General features: G+C 63.1%; 17 protein-coding genes. 14 read left to right on the top strand and 3 right to left on the bottom strand.

Features of this window, described 5'->3' with window-relative positions; translation table 11 throughout:
* The first annotated feature begins 185 nt into the window (after window positions 1–185).
* From trbB to ACWIGM_RS10195, 11 genes are read left to right on the top strand one after another with little or no spacing between them, the layout of a single operon-like run.
* The gene (gene trbB, locus ACWIGM_RS10145; RefSeq protein ID WP_454025818.1) at window positions 186–1166 is read left to right on the top strand and encodes a P-type conjugative transfer ATPase TrbB; all 981 of its coding nucleotides are present in this window, start codon (window positions 186–188) and stop codon (window positions 1164–1166) included.
* Window positions 1163–1495 (top strand): TrbC/VirB2 family type IV secretion system protein, encoded by a 333-nt coding sequence (locus ACWIGM_RS10150; RefSeq protein WP_213327246.1) that lies wholly within the window; start codon window positions 1163–1165, stop codon window positions 1493–1495. Before trbB ends, ACWIGM_RS10150 begins: the two co-directional genes overlap by 4 nt.
* The gene (locus ACWIGM_RS10155) at window positions 1495–1776 is read left to right on the top strand and encodes a VirB3 family type IV secretion system protein (RefSeq protein ID WP_454025819.1); all 282 of its coding nucleotides are present in this window, start codon (window positions 1495–1497) and stop codon (window positions 1774–1776) included. The genes ACWIGM_RS10150 and ACWIGM_RS10155 overlap by 1 nt, the downstream gene beginning before the upstream one ends.
* 10 nt (window positions 1777–1786) lie before the next feature.
* On the top strand, window positions 1787–4243 hold the full coding sequence (gene trbE / locus ACWIGM_RS10160) for a conjugal transfer protein TrbE (RefSeq protein WP_454025820.1): 2457 nt from the start codon (window positions 1787–1789) through the stop codon (window positions 4241–4243).
* Window positions 4240–5001: a P-type conjugative transfer protein TrbJ gene (trbJ, locus tag ACWIGM_RS10165; protein WP_454025821.1), complete on the top strand. Its 762-nt coding sequence runs from the start codon at window positions 4240–4242 to the stop codon at window positions 4999–5001. Before trbE ends, trbJ begins: the two co-directional genes overlap by 4 nt.
* 9 nt (window positions 5002–5010) lie before the next feature.
* The gene (gene trbK-alt, locus ACWIGM_RS10170) at window positions 5011–5298 is read left to right on the top strand and encodes a putative entry exclusion protein TrbK-alt (RefSeq protein WP_454025822.1); all 288 of its coding nucleotides are present in this window, start codon (window positions 5011–5013) and stop codon (window positions 5296–5298) included.
* A 6-nt stretch (window positions 5299–5304) separates the two neighbouring features.
* The gene (trbL, locus tag ACWIGM_RS10175; protein ID WP_454025823.1) at window positions 5305–6678 is read left to right on the top strand and encodes a P-type conjugative transfer protein TrbL; all 1374 of its coding nucleotides are present in this window, start codon (window positions 5305–5307) and stop codon (window positions 6676–6678) included.
* The gene (trbF, locus tag ACWIGM_RS10180) at window positions 6675–7364 is read left to right on the top strand and encodes a conjugal transfer protein TrbF (RefSeq protein ID WP_454025824.1); all 690 of its coding nucleotides are present in this window, start codon (window positions 6675–6677) and stop codon (window positions 7362–7364) included. The genes trbL and trbF overlap by 4 nt, the downstream gene beginning before the upstream one ends.
* Window positions 7361–8365 carry a P-type conjugative transfer protein TrbG gene (trbG, locus tag ACWIGM_RS10185; RefSeq protein ID WP_454025825.1) on the top strand — a complete coding sequence of 335 codons (1005 nt, stop codon included), beginning with the start codon at window positions 7361–7363 and terminating at the stop codon, window positions 8363–8365. The genes trbF and trbG overlap by 4 nt, the downstream gene beginning before the upstream one ends.
* Window positions 8362–9519, top strand: a complete 1158-nt coding sequence (locus ACWIGM_RS10190) for a TraB/TrbI/VirB10 family type IV secretion system protein (RefSeq protein ID WP_454025826.1) — start codon at window positions 8362–8364, stop codon at window positions 9517–9519. Before trbG ends, ACWIGM_RS10190 begins: the two co-directional genes overlap by 4 nt.
* A 2-nt stretch (window positions 9520–9521) precedes the next feature.
* Complete coding sequence (locus tag ACWIGM_RS10195) at window positions 9522–9743, top strand: DUF2274 domain-containing protein (RefSeq protein ID WP_454025827.1); 222 nt, start codon at window positions 9522–9524, stop codon at window positions 9741–9743.
* On the opposite strand, the gene ACWIGM_RS10200 is transcribed toward ACWIGM_RS10195, so the two are convergent.
* The 3 genes from ACWIGM_RS10200 to ACWIGM_RS10210 form a co-directional block, all read right to left on the bottom strand.
* The gene (locus ACWIGM_RS10200; RefSeq protein ID WP_454025828.1) at window positions 9740–10660 is read right to left on the bottom strand and encodes a LysR family transcriptional regulator; all 921 of its coding nucleotides are present in this window, start codon (window positions 10658–10660) and stop codon (window positions 9740–9742) included. The genes ACWIGM_RS10195 and ACWIGM_RS10200 overlap by 4 nt on opposite strands.
* A gap of 288 nt (window positions 10661–10948) precedes the next feature.
* A complete protein-coding gene (locus tag ACWIGM_RS10205) occupies window positions 10949–11971 on the bottom strand; it encodes an amino acid ABC transporter substrate-binding protein (RefSeq protein ID WP_454025829.1) in 1023 nt (340 codons plus the stop codon).
* A 470-nt stretch (window positions 11972–12441) separates the two neighbouring features.
* Entirely contained in the window at window positions 12442–13590 is a 1149-nt protein-coding gene (locus ACWIGM_RS10210) for an alpha-hydroxy acid oxidase (RefSeq protein ID WP_454025830.1), read from the bottom strand.
* A 274-nt stretch (window positions 13591–13864) separates the two neighbouring features.
* On the opposite strand from ACWIGM_RS10210, the gene ACWIGM_RS10215 reads away from it, so the two are divergent.
* Genes ACWIGM_RS10215 through ACWIGM_RS10225 form a run of 3 tightly spaced genes read left to right on the top strand, consistent with a single transcriptional unit; the run spans window position 13865 to window position 17934 of the window.
* Window positions 13865–15427, top strand: a complete 1563-nt coding sequence (locus tag ACWIGM_RS10215) for an AMP-binding protein (protein ID WP_454025831.1) — start codon at window positions 13865–13867, stop codon at window positions 15425–15427.
* Window positions 15420–16217, top strand: coding sequence for an enoyl-CoA hydratase/isomerase family protein (locus tag ACWIGM_RS10220; protein ID WP_454025832.1), 798 nt, complete (start codon window positions 15420–15422; stop codon window positions 16215–16217). Before ACWIGM_RS10215 ends, ACWIGM_RS10220 begins: the two co-directional genes overlap by 8 nt.
* A 49-nt stretch (window positions 16218–16266) precedes the next feature.
* Window positions 16267–17934 (top strand): ABC transporter ATP-binding protein, encoded by a 1668-nt coding sequence (locus ACWIGM_RS10225; protein ID WP_454025833.1) that lies wholly within the window; start codon window positions 16267–16269, stop codon window positions 17932–17934.
* Window positions 17935–17948: the final 14 nt, after the last annotated feature.

Here is a 17948-nt window from a genome sequence, read left to right on the forward strand (position 1 = left end):
GCAGCTACGAAGTGTGACTGCTCCGGACAGTTACCAGTCTAGGTGACTTCTCCCGCCGATCTCCTGTATTTGCACGCCACGCTGCTACGACGACCGAAACTTGTTGAACGCGCCTGATCTGAGGCTCTTTTAGTCACCCCACTCGGGGAACGACTTGTTGAGACCCCGTCACGAACGGGGCCGGAATGTCGTCCACTCACCACAGACAGGAAGCGAGTCAGCGCGGCGCGCGCATGCTGCGTACGGCGCTCGGCGTTGCTATTGCCCGGCTGCTGGAAGAGCCCGCCGTTGTCGAAGTGATGTTGAACCCCGACGGCCGCATCTGGGTGGACCGGCTGTCCGAGGGCTTGGCCGATACCGGCGAAACGATGTCAGCCGCCGATGGTGAGCGGATCGTGCGGCTGGTCGCCCATCATGTCGGCGCTGAGGTCCACGCGCGCCGACCGCGCGTTTCGGCGGAATTGCCCGAAACCGGCGAGCGCTTCGAGGGCCTGTTGCCGCCCGTGGTCGCGGCGCCGGCCTTCGCCATCCGCAAACCGGCCGTCGCCATATTCACGCTCGACAACTATGTCGCTGCCGGCATCATGACCGGCGATCAGGCCGTGGCGTTGCGCGCCGCAGTCACGTCCCGCGCGAACATTCTCGTCGCCGGCGGCACCTCCACCGGCAAGACCACGCTGACGAATGCGCTCCTGGCCGAAGTCGCGAAAGGGGCTGATCGCGTCGTCATCATCGAGGACACGCGCGAGCTGCAATGCGCTGCTCCGAACCTCGTCGCGATGCGCACAAAGGATGGCGTCGCCACGCTTTCCGACCTGGTCCGTTCCTCGCTGCGCCTGCGGCCCGACCGCATCCCCATCGGCGAGGTTCGCGGCAGCGAAGCGCTCGACCTCTTGAAGGCATGGGGCACCGGCCATCCCGGCGGCATCGGCACCATTCACGCCGGCAGCGCGATCGGCGCGCTGCGCCGTCTCGAGCAGCTCATTCAGGAAGCGGTCGTCACCGTCCCGCGCACGCTGATCGCGGAGACCATCGATCTCGTCGCCGTGCTGTCCGGCCGCGGATCACAGCGCCGGCTTACCGAGCTCGCACGCGTCGAGGGGCTCGGCCCAGACGGCGACTACCGCATCACCCCAGCCATTCCGAACGCAGGAGACTCCCCATGATCCGCATACTTTCGCGCGGCTACCGCGCCACCGCGACTGCCGCAACCACCCTCGCGATCAGCATCATGCTAGCGCCGGCGGCTCACGCCTCCGGCTCGTCCATGCCGTGGGAACAGCCGCTGGAAAAAATCCTCCAGTCGATCGAGGGGCCTGTCTCCAAGATCATCGCCGTCATCATCATCATCGTCACCGGGCTCACGCTGGCGTTCGGTGATACCTCCGGTGGCTTCCGCCGCCTGATCCAGATCGTCTTTGGCCTGTCGATCGCCTTCGCGGCGTCGAGCTTCTTCCTGTCGTTCTTCTCGTTCGGCGGCGGAGCGCTCATCTGATGGCGACCGCTTTCGAACAGCTTGACGCCGTGCCGGGCTTCACGGTGCCGGTGCATCGCGCGCTGACCGAACACATTCTGCTCGGCGGCGCTCCGCGCGCCATCGCCATCATGAACAGCACGATCGCCGGCGCGGTCGGCCTCGGCCTGCGGCTGTGGCTCCTCGGACTCGCCATCTGGGCGATCGGCCATTTCGCGGCGGTGTGGGCGGCACGGCGCGATCCGTTGTTCGTCGAGGTCGGGCGCCGGCACCTGCGCATCCCCGGTCATCTGGCGGTGTGAGGGCGCGACCATGATGAACCTCGCCGAATACCGCCGCACCGCGTCGCGCCTCGCCGACTATCTGCCCTGGGCAGCTCTCGTCGGCGAAGGCGTCGTCCTCAACAAGGACGGCAGCTTCCAGCGCAGCGCGCGTTTTCGCGGTCCCGATCTTGATTCCGCTGTTGCGGCCGAGCTCGTCGCGGTCGCGGGCCGCATCAACAATGCCTTCCGCCGTCTCGGCTCCGGCTGGGCGATCTTCGTCGAGGCGCAGCGGCACGCGGCCTCGACCTATCCCGACAGCACGTTCCCCGATCCGGCGTCCGCGATGGTCGATGCCGAGCGCAAGGCCGACTTCGAGGAAGCCGGCGCGCATTATGAATCGAGTTATTTCCTCACCTTCCTTTATTTGCCGCCGGCCGAGGAAGCCGCGCGCACCGAAGCCTGGCTCTATGAGGGCCGCGAGCGGTCGGGCGTCGATCCCCATGAGATCCTGCGCGCCTTCACCGATCGGACCGATCGCGTTCTCGCGCTGCTCGATGGCTTCATGCCGGAATGCGCCTGGCTCGATGACGCCGAGACGCTGACCTACCTGCATTCGACGGTTTCAACGAAACGTCATCGCGTCCGCGTTCCCGAGGCGCCGATCTATCTGGACGCGCTGCTCGCCGACCAGCCGCTGACGGGCGGACTCGAGCCGCGCCTTGGCGAGCAGCACCTTCGCATTCTCACCATCGTCGGTTTCCCGACCGCGACGACGCCTGGCCTGCTCGACGATCTCAATCGGCTCGCGTTCTCGTATCGCTGGTCGACGCGCGCGATCCTGTTGGACAAGACGGACGCCACTCGCCTGCTGACGAAGATCAGACGGCAGTGGTTCGCCAAGCGCAAGTCGATCGCGGCGATCCTCAAGGAGGTGATGACCAACGAGCAATCCGTGCTCATTGATACGGACGCGGCGAACAAGGCCGCCGACGCCGACATGGCCTTGCAGGAGCTCGGCGCGGATGTCGCCGGCATGGCCTATGTCTCCGCGACCATCACCGTGTGGGACGCCGATCCGCGTCTCGCCGATGAGAAGCTGCGGCTGGTCGAGAAGGTCATCCAGGGCCGCGACTTCACCGCCATGGTCGAGACGGTCAACGCCGTGGACGCCTGGCTCGGCTCGTTGCCCGGCCATGCCTACGCCAATATCCGCCAGCCACCGATCTCGACGCTCAATCTCGCCCACATGATCCCCCTGAGTGCCGTGTGGGCGGGGCCGGAACGGGACGAGCACTTCCAAGCACCCCCGCTGCTCTACGGCAGAACGGAAGGCTCGACCCCGTTCCGGTTCTCCCTGCATGTCGGCGATGTCGGCCACACGCTCGTCGCCGGCCCGACCGGCGCGGGCAAGAGTGTGCTGCTCGCACTCATGGCCTTGCAGTTCCGGCGCTATAGCCAAGCCCAGGTCTTAGCCTTCGACTTCGGTGGCTCGATCCGTGCCGCCGCGCTCGCCATGCAAGGCGATTGGCACGACCTCGGCGGCAGCCTGACCGAAGGCTCCGAGTCTTCCGTCTCGCTCCAGCCGCTCGCGCGCATCCATAACACCTATGAGCGTGCCTGGGCGGCCGACTGGATCGTTGCGATCCTCCTGCGTGAGGGCGTGCCTGTCACCCCTGAGGCCAAGGAGCACATCTGGACGGCATTGACCTCGCTGGCCTCCGCGCCTGTCGAGGAACGCACGATCACCGGCTTCAGCGTGCTGCTCCAGTCGAACGACCTCAAGCAAGCCTTGCGGCCGTTCTGCGTCGGCGGTCCCTATGGCCGCCTGCTCGATGCCGAGAGCGAGCATCTCGGTTCGGCCGACGTGCAGGCCTTCGAGATCGAAGGTCTCGTGGGCACTGGCGCTGCACCCGCAGTGCTCGCCTATCTCTTCCACCGCATCGGGGACCGGCTCGACGGCCGACCGACACTGCTCATCATCGACGAGGGCTGGCTCGCGCTGGACGACGAGGGTTTCGCCGGCCAGCTTCGTGAATGGCTGAAGACCCTGCGCAAGAAGAACGCGTCCGTCATCTTCGCCACGCAATCGCTGAGCGACATAGACAATTCGGCGATCGCGCAGGCCATCATCGAGAGCTGCCCGACGCGACTGCTTCTGCCGAACGAGCGCGCGATCGAGCCGCAGATCACCGCGATCTACAGGCGGTTCGGTCTCAATGACCGGCAGATCGACATCCTCGCGCGGGCAACGCCGAAGCGAGATTACTACTGCCAGAGCCGCCGGGGTAACCGGCTGTTCGAGCTCGGCCTGTCCGAAGTCGGCCTGGCGCTCTGCGCGGCATCCGCAAAATCCGACCAGACGCTGATCGCACAGATCGTCACCGAGCACGGCCGCGATGGCTTCCTCGCCGCCTGGTTCAGGGCGCGCGACGTGAGCTGGGCGGTCGACCTTCTCCCTAACGTCCCGACGCTCATCACCCCGACCGAAAAGGAGGTCCTGCCATGACCAGACATCTATTCAGCTCGCGCGCCGTTCTGTTGGCCGCAACGATCTTTGCAACGCCGCTCGCGATCACGCCGATCGTCGTCACGCCGGCGCACGCTCTCATCGTGTTCGATCCGTTGAACTATGCGCAGAACGTGCTCACCGCCGCGCATGCCCTGCAGCAGATTACCAACCAGATCACCAGTCTGCAGAACCAGGCGCAGATGCTGATCAATCAGGCGCGCAATCTCGCGAACCTGCCGTTCTCGGCGCTCCAGCAGATTCAGCAATCGGTTCAGCGGACCCAGGAGCTTCTGCAGCAGGCGCAGAACATCGCCTTCGACGTCCAAAAGATCGACCAGATGTTTCAGCAAAAGTACGGCGGCGTCTCGTTGTCGGCGACGGCTCAGCAACTGGTGTCTGATGCCCGCTCACGCTGGCAGAACACGCTCAGTGGTTTGCAGGATGCGATGCGCGTGCAGGCTGGCGTCGTCGGCAACATCGACACCAACCGCACGCAGATGTCGACGCTGGTCGATCAGAGCCAGTCGGCGACGGGTGCGTTGCAGGCGACACAGGCGAGCAACCAGTTGCTCGCGCTCCAGTCGCAGCAGCTCTCCGACCTGGTTGCGCTGATCTCGGCAAATGGCCGTGCCGGCGCCCTCACCGAGGCCGAGCGCACGGCTGCGGCCGCGCAGGGACGCGAGCAGCGCCGTCGCTTTCTCACGCCCGGCAGTGGCTACCAGCCCGGCAACGCCCAGATGTTCAACGGGAACTGACGCACGGCCATGGACGGCAAGCTGCTGGCACGGCTGGGCGCTGTGGTGTTCGTCACTGTCGCCATCACGGCGACGGTGATCGAGCTGACCCGCAAGGGTGAGCCGTCGCAGCCGTCATCGCCGGTTCGCCCAGTCGAGCCTGGCGCCGATCCTCTGCGCGAGGGTCAGCGCCGCTGCCAGCAGCTCGGCCAGAAGGCGGCCGAGGATGCCGAATGCCTGCGCGTCTGGGCGCAAACCCGCGATCGCTTTCTCGGCCGCACCCCCGCGCTCGCACCGGCTCGATCCACGGACGGATAGTGAATCATGGGCGGCAGCGGCGTCATCGATAATTTCCTCGGGGTCTTCACCCGCTACATCGATTCCGGCTTCGGCCTGCTCGGTGGCGAGGTTGGCTTCATCGCCTCCACATTGATCGTCATCGACGTGACGCTGGCCGCGCTGTTCTGGAGCTGGGGCGCCGACGAGGACATCTTCGCGCGGCTGGTGAAGAAGACGCTGTTCGTCGGCGTCTTCGCCTACCTCATCTCCAACTGGAACAATCTCGCAAAAATCGTCTTCGACAGCTTCGCCGGGCTCGGCCTGAAGGCGAGCGGCACGGGCTTCTCCGTGCAGGATCTGATGCGCCCCGGAAAGGTGGCGCAGACCGGCCTCGACGCGGCGCGGCCGCTGCTCGAATCCATCTCCGACCTGATGGGTTGGATCGCCTTCTTCGAGAACTTCATCCAGATCGCCTGCCTGCTCTTTGCCTGGGCGCTCGTCATTCTCGCGTTCTTCATTCTCAGCATCCAGCTCTTCGTCACGCTGATCGAATTCAAGCTGACGACGCTGGCGGGCTTCGTCCTGATCCCCTTCGGCCTGTTCGGCAAGACCGCCTTCATGGCCGAGCGCGTGCTTGGCAACGTCATCTCCAGCGGGATCAAGGTGCTGGTGCTGGCTGTTGTTATCGGCATCGGCTCAACACTGTTCAGTCAGTTCACCTCCGGCTTCCGCGGGCAGACGCCGAGCATCGACGACGCCATGGCCGTGGTGCTCGCAGCCCTGTCGCTGCTCGGTCTCGGCATCTTCGGTCCTGGCATTGCGTCCGGTCTCGTCTCAGGCGGTCCCCAACTCGGCGCGGGCGCTGCCGCCGGCACAGGCCTGGCTGTTGGAGGTGCGGCCCTTGCCGCCGGCGGCGGCGCTGTGGTGGCCGCCAGAGGAGGAGCTGCGGCTTTATCCGGTGGCGCCGCTGCTGTCAGGGGCGGCGCTGCGACCGCGGGCGCGGTTTCCGGCACCTACCAGCTTGGCGCGACGGATAAGACCGGGACGTCCGCCAGTGCAAGAGGACTCGGCGGCGTCGCGAGCGCTGCAGGCAACACGGCGATCTCACCGCTTCGCCGCGCTGCCAGCCGGGCGACCGACAGCATCAAGGGTAGCTTCACTGAGGGGCGCAGAAGCGCGGTTGCCGCTACCGGCGGCTCGTTCTCGAGCGATGCCGCCGCACCTCCCAGCGCCGTGAACGATCCTGCGCCGGGCTCTTCCTCGGCCACGTCTCCGGATGGGCCACCTGCCTGGGCGCAGCGCATGAAGCGCGGCGGGCACATGGGCCATGGCGCGAGCGCGGCCGCACACGCAGTTCGCTCCGGCGATAGCCACGGCTCCGGCGCCTCCGTCAATCTCTCCGAAAGTGACCGCTCATGAACCTCTTCAAGCGACCCGCCGCGCATTACGGCAAGACCCCTCAACCCGAAACGCCATACCAGAAGGCTGCACAGGTCTGGGACGAGCGCATCGGTTCCGCCCGCGTTCAGGCGAAGAACTGGCGATACATGGCCTTCGGATCGCTGATCCTATCGGCCGGCTTCGCGGCAGCCCTCGTCTGGCAATCCGTGCAGGGAACCGTCGTGCCCTGGATCGTTCAGGTGGACAAGCTCGGTCAGGCGCAGGCGATCACGCCGGCGACGGCCGACTATAAGCCAACCGATCCACAAGTGGCGTGGCATCTGGCCCGCTTCATCGAGCAGGTGCGCGCGATCCCCGCCGATCCCGTGATCGTGCGGCAGAACTGGCTACGCGCTTACGACTGGAGCACGGATCGTGGCGCGGTGACGCTCAACGACTACGCCCGGGGCAGCGATCCCTTCGCCAAGGTCGGCAAGCAGCAGGTCTCCGTCGAGGTGTCCTCGGTTATCCGTGCGTCGGCAGATTCCTTTCGCGTCGCCTGGACCGAGCGCCACTACGAGAACGGCCAACTCTCCACCACTGAACGCTGGACCGCGATCCTGACCATCGTCATCCAGCCGCCGCGCGACGCCGACAGGCTCAAGGCCAATCCACTCGGCCTCTACGTTAATGCGATCTCCTGGTCGCGGGAGATGAGCCAATGAGCCGGCCGCCGGTCCGCAAAGGCGGAAAGCCTCGTTGCCGCATCACCGTCATTCCGGCTTTCCGTAAATCCGCTATTCCGGTTGCGCTGATTTCCGGGATTGCGCTCGCTGGCTGCGCCACACCGCAGAAGCCGCCGGAGATTAGCTACGATCGCAACGTGCCGCCACTTCCGGGCGTGCCGGCATCGGTCACCGACAATCGACTGAAGCCGCTGCACATCCCTCCAGCCTGGACACCGGCGAAGGGCGGCGCGGCAGCCGGCACGCCGGTCGACCGCGTCGAGAGCGCGAACGCGGCCGCCCGCGTCCAGCCGCGCCGCGAGGGCTACTACAATGCGATCCAGATCTACCCCTGGTCCGAAGGCGCGCTCTATCAGGTCTATGCCGCGCCCGGGCAGATTACCGACATTGCGCTCGAGGCGGGCGAGAGCCTGACTGGAACGGGGCCAATCGCCGCCGGCGACACCGCCCGCTGGATCATCGGCGACACTGAATCCGGTTCTGGCGCCACCCGGCGCGTGCATGTCCTGGTGAAGCCTTCACGGCCGGACATCACCACCAACGTCGTCATCACGACCGACCGCCGAACGTACATGCTCGAGCTCCGCTCCGGTCAGAAACCCTACATGCCATCGGTAGCCTGGTCCTATCCGCGATCGGCGGTCGAACAGGGCCAGAGCATTCCTGCCACTCCCGTCATCCCGGCGTTCGCCGCGCGCAACTACCGCTACGGCTTCGCCGGCGACAATCCGCCCTGGAAGCCGGTCTCCGTCTATGACGACGGCAGGCGCGTTTATGTCGAGTTTCCGCGCGGCATCGTGCAGGGCGAGTTGCCGCCGATATTCGTGATCGGCCCGGAGGGCGAAGCCCAAATCGCCAATACCCGCATCTATCGCAACATCCTGATCGTCGACCGCCTCTTCGGCGCGGCTGAGCTGCGCCTTGGCAGCGGCAAGCAGCAGACCGTCAGGATCGTTCGCACCGATGGGAGACCGTCATGAGCGAAAACAACGAAACGAGCGCGACCGCTCCTATGCGGTTACGTGCGGAGCCGCCACGCGTCACCCGCCTATCGCGAAAAGTGCTCGCGGGCCTCAGCGTGGTCGCCGGTCTCGGTATCGGCGGCGCGCTGATCTACGCCCTGCAGACGCGTACCTCCGGCGATGACGGCAAGGAGCTCTACTCCACTACTAACCGGCAGCCTGCCGACGGTCTCGCCGCATTGCCGCGCGACTACACAGGCCCGGTTCTCGGCCCGCCCCTGCCCGGCGATCTCGGCCGGCCGATCCTCGACGCTCAGAACAAGGGGCAGCCGGTGGTGCCACCATCGATCGCGGCGCCGACGGTCGACGAGGCCGAGCAGCGGCGCCGTGCCGAGGAAGAGGCCGCACGAACAAGCAAGGTGTTCTTCCAGGCGGCTCCGCGTGCGTCGACGGCGGCTGCGACACCGGGAGGAGCAAATCTGCCGAACCTCGCCGGTCTCGATCTGACGGGACAGCCCGGCCAGCCCAGCGCGCAGGACAAGCAGCTCGGCTTCCTTAATGCCGCCATCGACCGCCGCACCACGTCGTCGGATCGCGTCATGGCGCCGGCCTCGCCTTATGTGCTGCAAGCGGGGGCTGTGATTTCGGCGGCGCTGATCACCGGCATCCGGTCCGATCTCCCCGGCCAGATCACGGCACAGGTGACGGAGAACATCTACGATAGCCCGACAGGCCGTAGTCTGCTCGTGCCGCAGGGCACACGGGTCATCGGCCAATACGACAACAACGTTCAGTTCGGGCAGCGCCGCGTGTTGCTAGTCTGGAACCGCCTGATCCTGCCGAATGGTCGGTCCATCGTGCTGGAGCGCCAGCCGGGCGCCGACACTCAAGGGTATGCCGGTCTGGAGGATGGCGTCGACTACCACTGGTGGGATTTGGCCAAGGCCGCGGGCCTGTCGACGCTGCTCGCAATCGGCACGGAACTCGCCATCAGCGATGAGGACCGTCTCGTCCGCGCTATCCGTGACGGCGCGCAGAACACCATCAACGACGCAGGCCAGCAGATCGTCCGTCGCCAATTGCAGGTCGCGCCGACGCTGACCATCCGCCCGGGCTTCCCGGTCAGGATCATCGTCACCAGGGATCTGGTCTTCGAGCCGTACAAGGGTTAAGCATGGCGAAGCTCAAACTCGGCGCGCTCGTCGACGACAAGCAGGTGGTGGTGGAGCTGCCTGCCGCTGTCCACCGCGATCTCGCCGCCTTTGCCGAAGTGCTCGCTCGCGAAACCGGCCAGCCGATCAGCGATCCGGTGAAATTGATCGTTCCGATGCGACAACGGTTCATCGCGACGGACCGGGCATTTGCGCGCGCCCGCAAGGTGAGCGGGAAAGGCTAGGGTCGCTGCAGCGGGGTTGCATCGGCTGGTCCAGCTGCCGCCCGCGCAATATCGAGCAATGCCTTTAGCGCCGGATTGGGGTTCGACTCCATCCATACCGCATGCAGGGACAGCACGTTCCTGCCGGCAAGAGGAATTACGACGACGCCATCGGTGGCGGCCCGTGGTAGCGTGCCGATCACAATCGTGACCCCGAATCCAAGCGCCACCATATTGATGAGGTTGCACTGGCCGACGCGGTGGAGTTGCACACGCGGCTCGAACCCCGGCTTCGCCATTCGCTTTGTGAGGTGCTGCTGGAGATCCGGTCCCACCCCGCTTGTCGTGAGGATGAACCGTTCGTTAAGGATATCTTCGAAGCTCACTTTGTGGGCTCCGGCGAGCGCGTGCGACTTCGGAAGCACCGCCATCATGCGCTCATCATGCAGATGCAATGATTGCACCGCCCCGTGTCCATGAAAAAACTGTCCGACGAAGGCGACATCGACCGAACGCTGCTGCGTCAGAGCCGCGCTCGCGCCCGAGGTACTTTCGACGAGCTCGACCGACACGCCGCCATGGCTCTCGCGAAAGCGCTCGAACACGTCGCCTAACAGCGAGAACGGTACGCTGACGCTCACCTTCAGCTCGCCGTGCTCGCCACGCTGCAAAGCTTCGGCGCGCTCGAGCGCGCGCGTGAGATGATCGAAACCCAGCGCGGCCTCTTCCAAAAACCGATCGCCCGCCGGTGTAGGACGTATCCCCGCGTGATCCCGTTCGAAGAGTTCAACCCGAACGTGACGTTCTAGACTTCGGACACCGCGGCTCACGGTTGATTGTTGAACATTCAAAATCGCGGCCGCCTTCCGAAAACTTCCATGTTGCGCCGACACTAAGGCGTAGCGGAACAGTCGGAAATCGAGTGGAAGCTCAGGCACATTCTACCCCTCTGCAGGTTGGTTATCCTCCGTTACGTGGACCACGCACCCGGTTTGCCGGGCCCTCGGCCAGCGAGAACTTTTTCCTGCGCGCCAGCTAACATTAAAGTAGCTCGATCGGCCGTTTTCGTCGGCCATCGAGTAGGCCGGGAACCTGAAGCGGCCGATGCAATCGCCAAGGGCGAAAATCTCCTCGTCCGCGAGGGCTGGCGCCTGCGCTCGGGCTGAAGGCGGGCGGCGCTTCGGCCGTCCGCACCACGCTGCTGTCACGCGGCTCACACTGAGACCTCACCGAATTGGGGGCGCGTATTGCAATCCGCCTTTACTCCAGAGTGCGTTCTGGCCGCGCGCGATCTTCAGCGGTGAACCCGAGCCGACATTCCGCTCGAAAATTTCGCCGTAGTTCCCGACATGTTTCACTATGCGATAGGCCCAATCATTTGTGAGGCCCATCGGCTCTCCAAATTTGCCTTCAGTGCCGACGAAGCGCTTGACCTCGGGTCTCTCAGACCTCCGTGTGTCTTCGACGTTCGCCTGAGTAATGCCGAGTTCTTCCGCATTGATCATGGCGTTCAGCGTCCAGCGGACAATGTCCTCCCAGTTGTCGTCGCCGTGGCGCACCACGGGCCCCAGCGGCTCTTTCGAGATGATTTCAGGCAGCACGACGTTATCGGTCGGAGCCGAAAGCTTAAGGCGATAGGCATAAAGCGTCGACGAATCATTGCTGTAGACGTCGCACCGCCCCGAATCGTAAGCATTGAGCGTCTCGTCGGCCGAACTGAATGCGACGACCTCGTACTTCATCTTATGGCTGCGGAAGAAGTCTGCAACGTTGAGCTCAGTTGTCGTACCTTGCGAGACACATACCGAAGCTCCGTCGAGTTTCAGAGCGGAGTCGATCCCGAGCTTCTTTCGAACCATGAAACCCTGACCGTCATAAAAATTGACGCCTGCGAAGTTCAGACCGAGCGCGGTGTCTCGCGACAAGGTCCAGGTCGTAATTTGCGCGAGCACATCGATCTCGCCCGATTGCAGCGCGGTGAAACGGTCCTTTGGAGACAGCGGAACGAACTTCACCTTCATAGGATCATTGAAGATCGCCGCCGCGACGGCGCGGCAGAAATCAACGTCGAAACCCTTCCAATTGCCCTGCGCGTCAGGCAGCGCGAATCCCGGCGTCCCCTGCCCCGTGCCGCAGATCAGGGCGCCGCGTTCCTTCACCTTGGCGAGCGTGCTGGTCTGCGCAAAAGCGGGCGAGGCCAAAATGGCAAAAATGGCCATGAGACCGGTTGTCAGGATGCTGGCTTTCATGTCGTCCCCCTGTTCTTGGCGTTTCCACCAGCATTCTATATGGCACGAAAATTTACTTGCAATGCCAAATATCATAATTGGCTCTTAGTGACTTTATAAAGCTATATCGTATTTTACTGCGATACTTGAGTTGGCAAAAAAAGGGGTTGCGCAGCGATAGGAGCGCGTTCATCGGTCGCTCGGATAGGCCCCAGACGCGGATTGGATCGAAATGGATCGTCCGCGAATGGAATCGCACGGCAAGCCACCCGGCCATCGCTGCGGCACGGCAGCAGCTTAACCAACTGAATGCTGTTGGCTGCAGTGCTCGAGACGACAGCGTATCCGCTTAGCTTCGCTCTGCCGAGCTCAGCCGCGCGCCTGCTCCTCGAATGAAACAACACCTTTAGGACTCAACGCCATCAGGAGCGCTGCCGCTGGCGCAGAGCCGTACGATACTTTCGCAGCGCGCAAAGCGTCGCAAGGATTGGTCATTCCACGATCAAATCTCTACCAATAGATTCAAATCTATATTGTCCCGAAAATGCTAGGCAGTGATCGACTTCTTGACGCAGGATCGCGATTACGTCAGTTGCCCCCTGCTCTCCAGCCGCGGCTGCACCGTAAAGCGTCGCGCGACCCAGAAGAACGGCCTGTGCGCCCGCTGCTTTATACTTGACGATATCGCTGCCTCTGCGGATCCCGCTATCAGCCAGAACGGTCATACGACTTCCTACAGCGTCCGCGATCCCGGGCAAAACCTTCATCGTCACCGGTGCCGAGTCTGAATTGCGCCCACCGTGACAAGAAACGACCACCCCGTCAGCACCGAGCGATAGCGCCTTTTCGGCGTCGGGTTTGGCGAGGATGCCCTTAATCACTAGATTTCCGTCCCAGATCCGTCGGATCTCGACGACATCATCCCAAGTTAGTCGCCGCGCGAGCTTGACGTTGTTCCAGATGCTGGCACGCGTGATCTTCGTGCGATACTCCGGCGGATAATGAGCGTAGGTGGGCACGCCGGTCGTCAGGATGTAGCGCAGGAGCACGCTGGCGAGCCATCGCGGATGCGCGAGTACGTCCAACCCTCCGGGGATCGTGGGCACAATAGGGATGCCAAAGCCGTTGCGAGTATTCCACTCCTTCTTTGGGGAGCGCGCGGTGTCCGCCGTAAGCAGCAGAGTCTTGATGCCCAGCGCCTTGGCGCGCCTCACCAAATTTTTTGTGAGGTCGCGATCCTCAAACACATACAGTTGGAACCAAAGGTTGGCGCCGGCTGCTCGGTCGGCGATCTCTTCCATCGACGTCATCGACTGCGTCGCCACGCAAAACGGTATTCCGGCAGTCCTCGCGGCACGCGCAACTTGAACCTCGCCGTCGTGCCACACTAGGCCGGCAACAGCTGTTGGCGAGATCACCATGGGGGCCGGTAGCCTCTCACCGAACAGCGTTACCGACGTATCGGGGGCTGAGACGTCATTCAGAACATGTTGGTTGAGTTTGACGCGATTCAGCGAGTCACGAACCTCCCGCAGAAGGATCTCGTCTTCTGTGCCACGGTCGATGTACTCAAACATGCCACGCGGCAGGCGTCGCTGCGCTAGAGCTCGATAATCGTAGATGTTGAGCGGCTTCCTCATGGCCCATCCGATCTCCGCATAAACTTCTCCCCGCCGAATGTGACTTTGAAGGAACCTTGTTCACTGCCGACCGCATGCGAGGTCGACCGCCTGGCAAATCCAACAGCCTAACTTTCGCGCCGGGGCCAGCCGGCCGCCGAACCAAAACGCGACCCATCAGCCGCCCCGAAATGAGATGTTGCAACTCTGAAAGTCAACCGGTATATTTCTAAGCGCACTTTGATATTTCTATACAATATCTCACAGTACAATGGGGATGGATCCGAGCACCGAAATGGGCGAGCTTTTTCGACACTTCACTCGGCGCGGCGCCCAAGACCGGCTCGACGTCGTTGCGCTCCTGCTAGCTGGATTGAACGGCGACAAAACGCGAATTCCGTTGGTTTTTGACGGCCAAAACGTTGCGCTCGACAAATTGGCCGGGCTTATTCAACGGGCTCAAAGACAGCTGCACCGCCAGGGGCTCCGCCCTGGCCAACGTGTCGCGGTGATGCTGGGCAACTCGCTAGAGCATGTCGCGCTGATCTACGCTTTGATCCTGTCAGGTCTCGTCTGGGTACCCATCAATGTGAGATTGCGCGCGGGAGGGCTAGAGCATGTCCTCGGGCACTCGAAGCCCCAACTGCTGATCTTCGATCAAGAGTTCGAGCCGGTTATCGACCAGTTACATCGCGAGACCAGCATCTCACTGGACGCTCTGCTCCAGCCGATAGATCAAAGCGCCGAAGCCTTGTGGGCTGCGAAACCGGCGCCCGAAGACCCGGTTTGCATCATCTACACCTCGGGAACCACAGGCGCCGCGAAGGGCGTCACCTTTACTCATCGTATGCTGAGGATCGCAAGCGAAGCGGCGCTCATTGTGGCGGACCTCCAAAAGGGCGACCGCGCCTTTCTATGGGAGCCGCTGTGCCATATCGGAGGCGCGCAGATGCTGATGGCGCCCTTCCTCGTGGACATTCAGCTTCACGTTGTCCCGCGCTTCTCTGCCAGCATGTTCTGGCAGCAGTGGACTTCGGCTGGCGCCACTCATCTTCACTATCTGGGCGGTGTGCTCGATGTGCTGATGCAACGAAAAGACCCGCCGGGGCTGCCTATCCCAGCTATTCTGACGGCTTGGGGAGCAGGGATTTCGGCGCGGGCCTGGGTTGGCATCGAGGAGCGCTTCGGTTGCCGCCTGCGCGAGTGTTACGGCATGACCGAGTGTTCGAGCTTTGCGACGCTCAACACAAGCGGCACGCCCGGCTCGATTGGCAGGCCCTTGCCCTGGATCCAGCTTGAGCTGCGGGATGAGCTTGGACGGCCCGTCGCTACCGGGGAGATTGGCGAGATTGTACTGTCGAGTGATCTCGAAGGGGCATTTTTCCCCGGATACCTCGACAACACTGACGCCACACAGCAGACTCTGCGGGACGGCAAGCTGTATACTGGAGATCTGGCCCGGCAGCTCGGCAGCGGCGAGTTTGTGTTTGTTGGGCGACGCACCGACAGCATGCGTGTGCGTGGCGAGAACGTTTCCGCCTGGGAAGTCGAGAGGGTTTTCCTCGAGCATCCGTCGATCGAGGCCGTCGCAGCCATCGGCATCGCAAGCGAAGTGGGCGAGCAGGACATCCTTTTCTACGTCCAGCCCAAAGCGAATAGGTCCGTTGATTGGGCAGAGTTGATCGCTTGGGCTCAACCGCGCCTCGCGAGCTTCCAGTTACCTCGCTACTTCAAGATTATCGATCGGTTCGATCTGACACCCAGCGAACGCATCCGGAAGCATCTGCTGCCTCGAACGATCGACGGCGCTTGGGACCGAGCTCATGTTTCCGCAAAAAAAGAGGTGATCAATGGCTGAGCACACTGGCTTTATTGTCGTCGAGAGGCAAGCGAGCGTCGGGATCGTTCGCCTCGACCGTCCGCAGAAGCTCAATGCTTGGACGGTCGCCATGCGCCGCGAGATCATGGCGGCAATGAACGGGTTTGAGAGCGACGGTTCCTGCAGGGCCATCGTTCTCACCGGAACTGGCGATCGCGCATTTTGCGCTGGCCAGGACCTCGGTGAAGCGCACGGATTCGATGTCGACGAGGCGGAGAGCTGGATTCGCGGATGGGGTGATTTCTACTCGGTGCTGCGCGGCCTATCGAAGCCGCTTGTCGTAGCCTTGAACGGTGTAGCTGCCGGTTCGGCGTTCCAGGCCGCACTGTTGGGGGATGTACGCGTCGGCCATGCTGGTGTGCGCATGGGGCAACCAGAGATCAATTCTGGCATCGCAAGCATTACGGGTCCTTGGATCATGAACCTGATGCTCGGGATGTCCCGCACGATCGAGTTGACATTGAGCGGACGGCTTATGGATGCGGAAGAATGCGCCCGCATTGGATTGATCCATCACATTGTCGATCAGTCTGAGGTTCTTCAACAGTCCATCCGCATCGCTGAGGCGCTGGGCGACAAGCCGCCGATCGCCATGCGTATCGACAAACTGCGCTTCCGCGAGATGACGGAGGCGTCGTTCAGGGATGCGATCGAAGCGGCCATTCGTCATCACCGAACGTCGTATGAAAGCGGCGAGCCGGCCCGGATGATGGAAGAATTCTACAAGGCCCGCGGCAGCGAAATCTCGGCGCACAACGCGCGGGCTTGAGCTTGCAGATCGACGTTGCCCTGTCGCAAAAGTTCAGGAGCTCAGATTTATGCCATCCTTCGATCACACGACCGGGTCGCGACAGGAATCCTCGACCCTGCTTGATGACAAGCCCGTGCTCGAGATTTCGGGCTTGAGGATCGATCTGCCCCCCGGCGCCGATCGCCGGCACGCTGTGAACGACCTTACCCTCCAAATCCGCTCCGGCGAGACGGCCTGCATCGTCGGGGAGTCGGGCTCGGGCAAGTCGCTCGCTTCACTGGCTACGATGCGGCTCCTGCCCAAGGGCGTTACCGTCGGTGGTGGGACCATTCACCTCAACGGGACGGATATCCTTGGGCTTTCCGAGGCGAAAATGCGCTCGGTCCGCGGTCGCGACATCGCGATGATTTTCCAGGAGCCTCTGACGGCGCTGAATCCGGTGATGCGCATCGGGGATCAGATCAGGGAGGTCCTCGAAGTCCACGGCGAGGGAACGCGTGAGCAACGCGATACGAAGACGCTGGCGCTCATCACAGAAGTCGGACTGCCCGATCCGGCCCGCATCATTAACGCCTACCCTCACGAGCTGTCTGGCGGTCAGCGCCAACGCGTCATGATCGCGATGGCGCTCGTGCTCGAGCCCAAGCTGCTCATCGCCGATGAGCCGACAACCGCGTTGGACGTCACGACACAAGCACAGATCCTCAAGCTAATCGACGAGTTGCGCCGCAAGCGGAACATGGCGGTTATGTTCATTACCCACGATTTCGGCGTCGTGCGTGAGATCGCCGACCGCGTCATCGTGATGCGATACGGCGAGCGCGTCGAAGAGGGGCCAGCATCCACCGTCCTCGATCACCCGAAGCATGACTACACGAAGCAGCTTCTGGCGGCCGTGCCGACGATGAACCCACCTGACGCTCGAGAAATCGGAAGCGCCGACGCACTTGTCGTGAAGGGGTTGACGAAAACCTATGCTATCCCCGGCTTCTTTTCCGCTAGACGCACAGTGCAGGCAGTCAGCAATGTCAGCTTCACGCTGAAAAGGGGAGAAACGCTCGGTCTGGTCGGCGAGTCGGGTTCGGGAAAATCGACCGTCGGACGTTGTATCATTCGCCTCGTAGAGCCGAACAGCGGGACGGTAACGGTCGGTGACCTCCGCTTCGACGATCTGCCACTAAAAAGGCTTCGTCCCGAACGCCGGCGCATTCAGATGATCTTTCAGGATCCTTTCGGTTCGCTGGATCCCCGGCGCACCGTCGCCGCGGCCATCGGCGAAGGGATGATCGCTAATGGCAGCACCGCTAGCGCCGCGCGCGAGAAGGCCGTCGAGCTGATGCAGCTTGTCGGCCTGCCCGCAGGTTCAGTCGATCGGTATCCGCACGAGTTTTCCGGCGGCCAGAGGCAACGCGTTGGAATCGCGCGCGCTCTGGCCCTCGACCCCGAAGTCCTCATCGCAGACGAGGCCGTCTCGGCGCTAGATGTTTCGATTCAGCACCAAGTTCTGGAGTTGCTCAAGAAGGTTCAGCGCCAGATGGGTCTGGCGATCCTGTTCGTGACGCACGACCTGCGCGTAGCAACCCAGATGTGCGACAGGATTGCGGTCATGAAGAAGGGCAATCTCGTCGAGTTGAAGACCACGAGAGAGCTGCTGGCCAATCCCGAGCACGACTACACGCGCAATCTCCTGGCGGCGATCCCCGGCCATGGAAGGGTGGAAGCCCTGGCGGTGTGACGTCGGTCGGGCGC

The sequence above is a fragment of the Allobosea sp. NPDC055332 genome, from assembly GCF_053645455.1.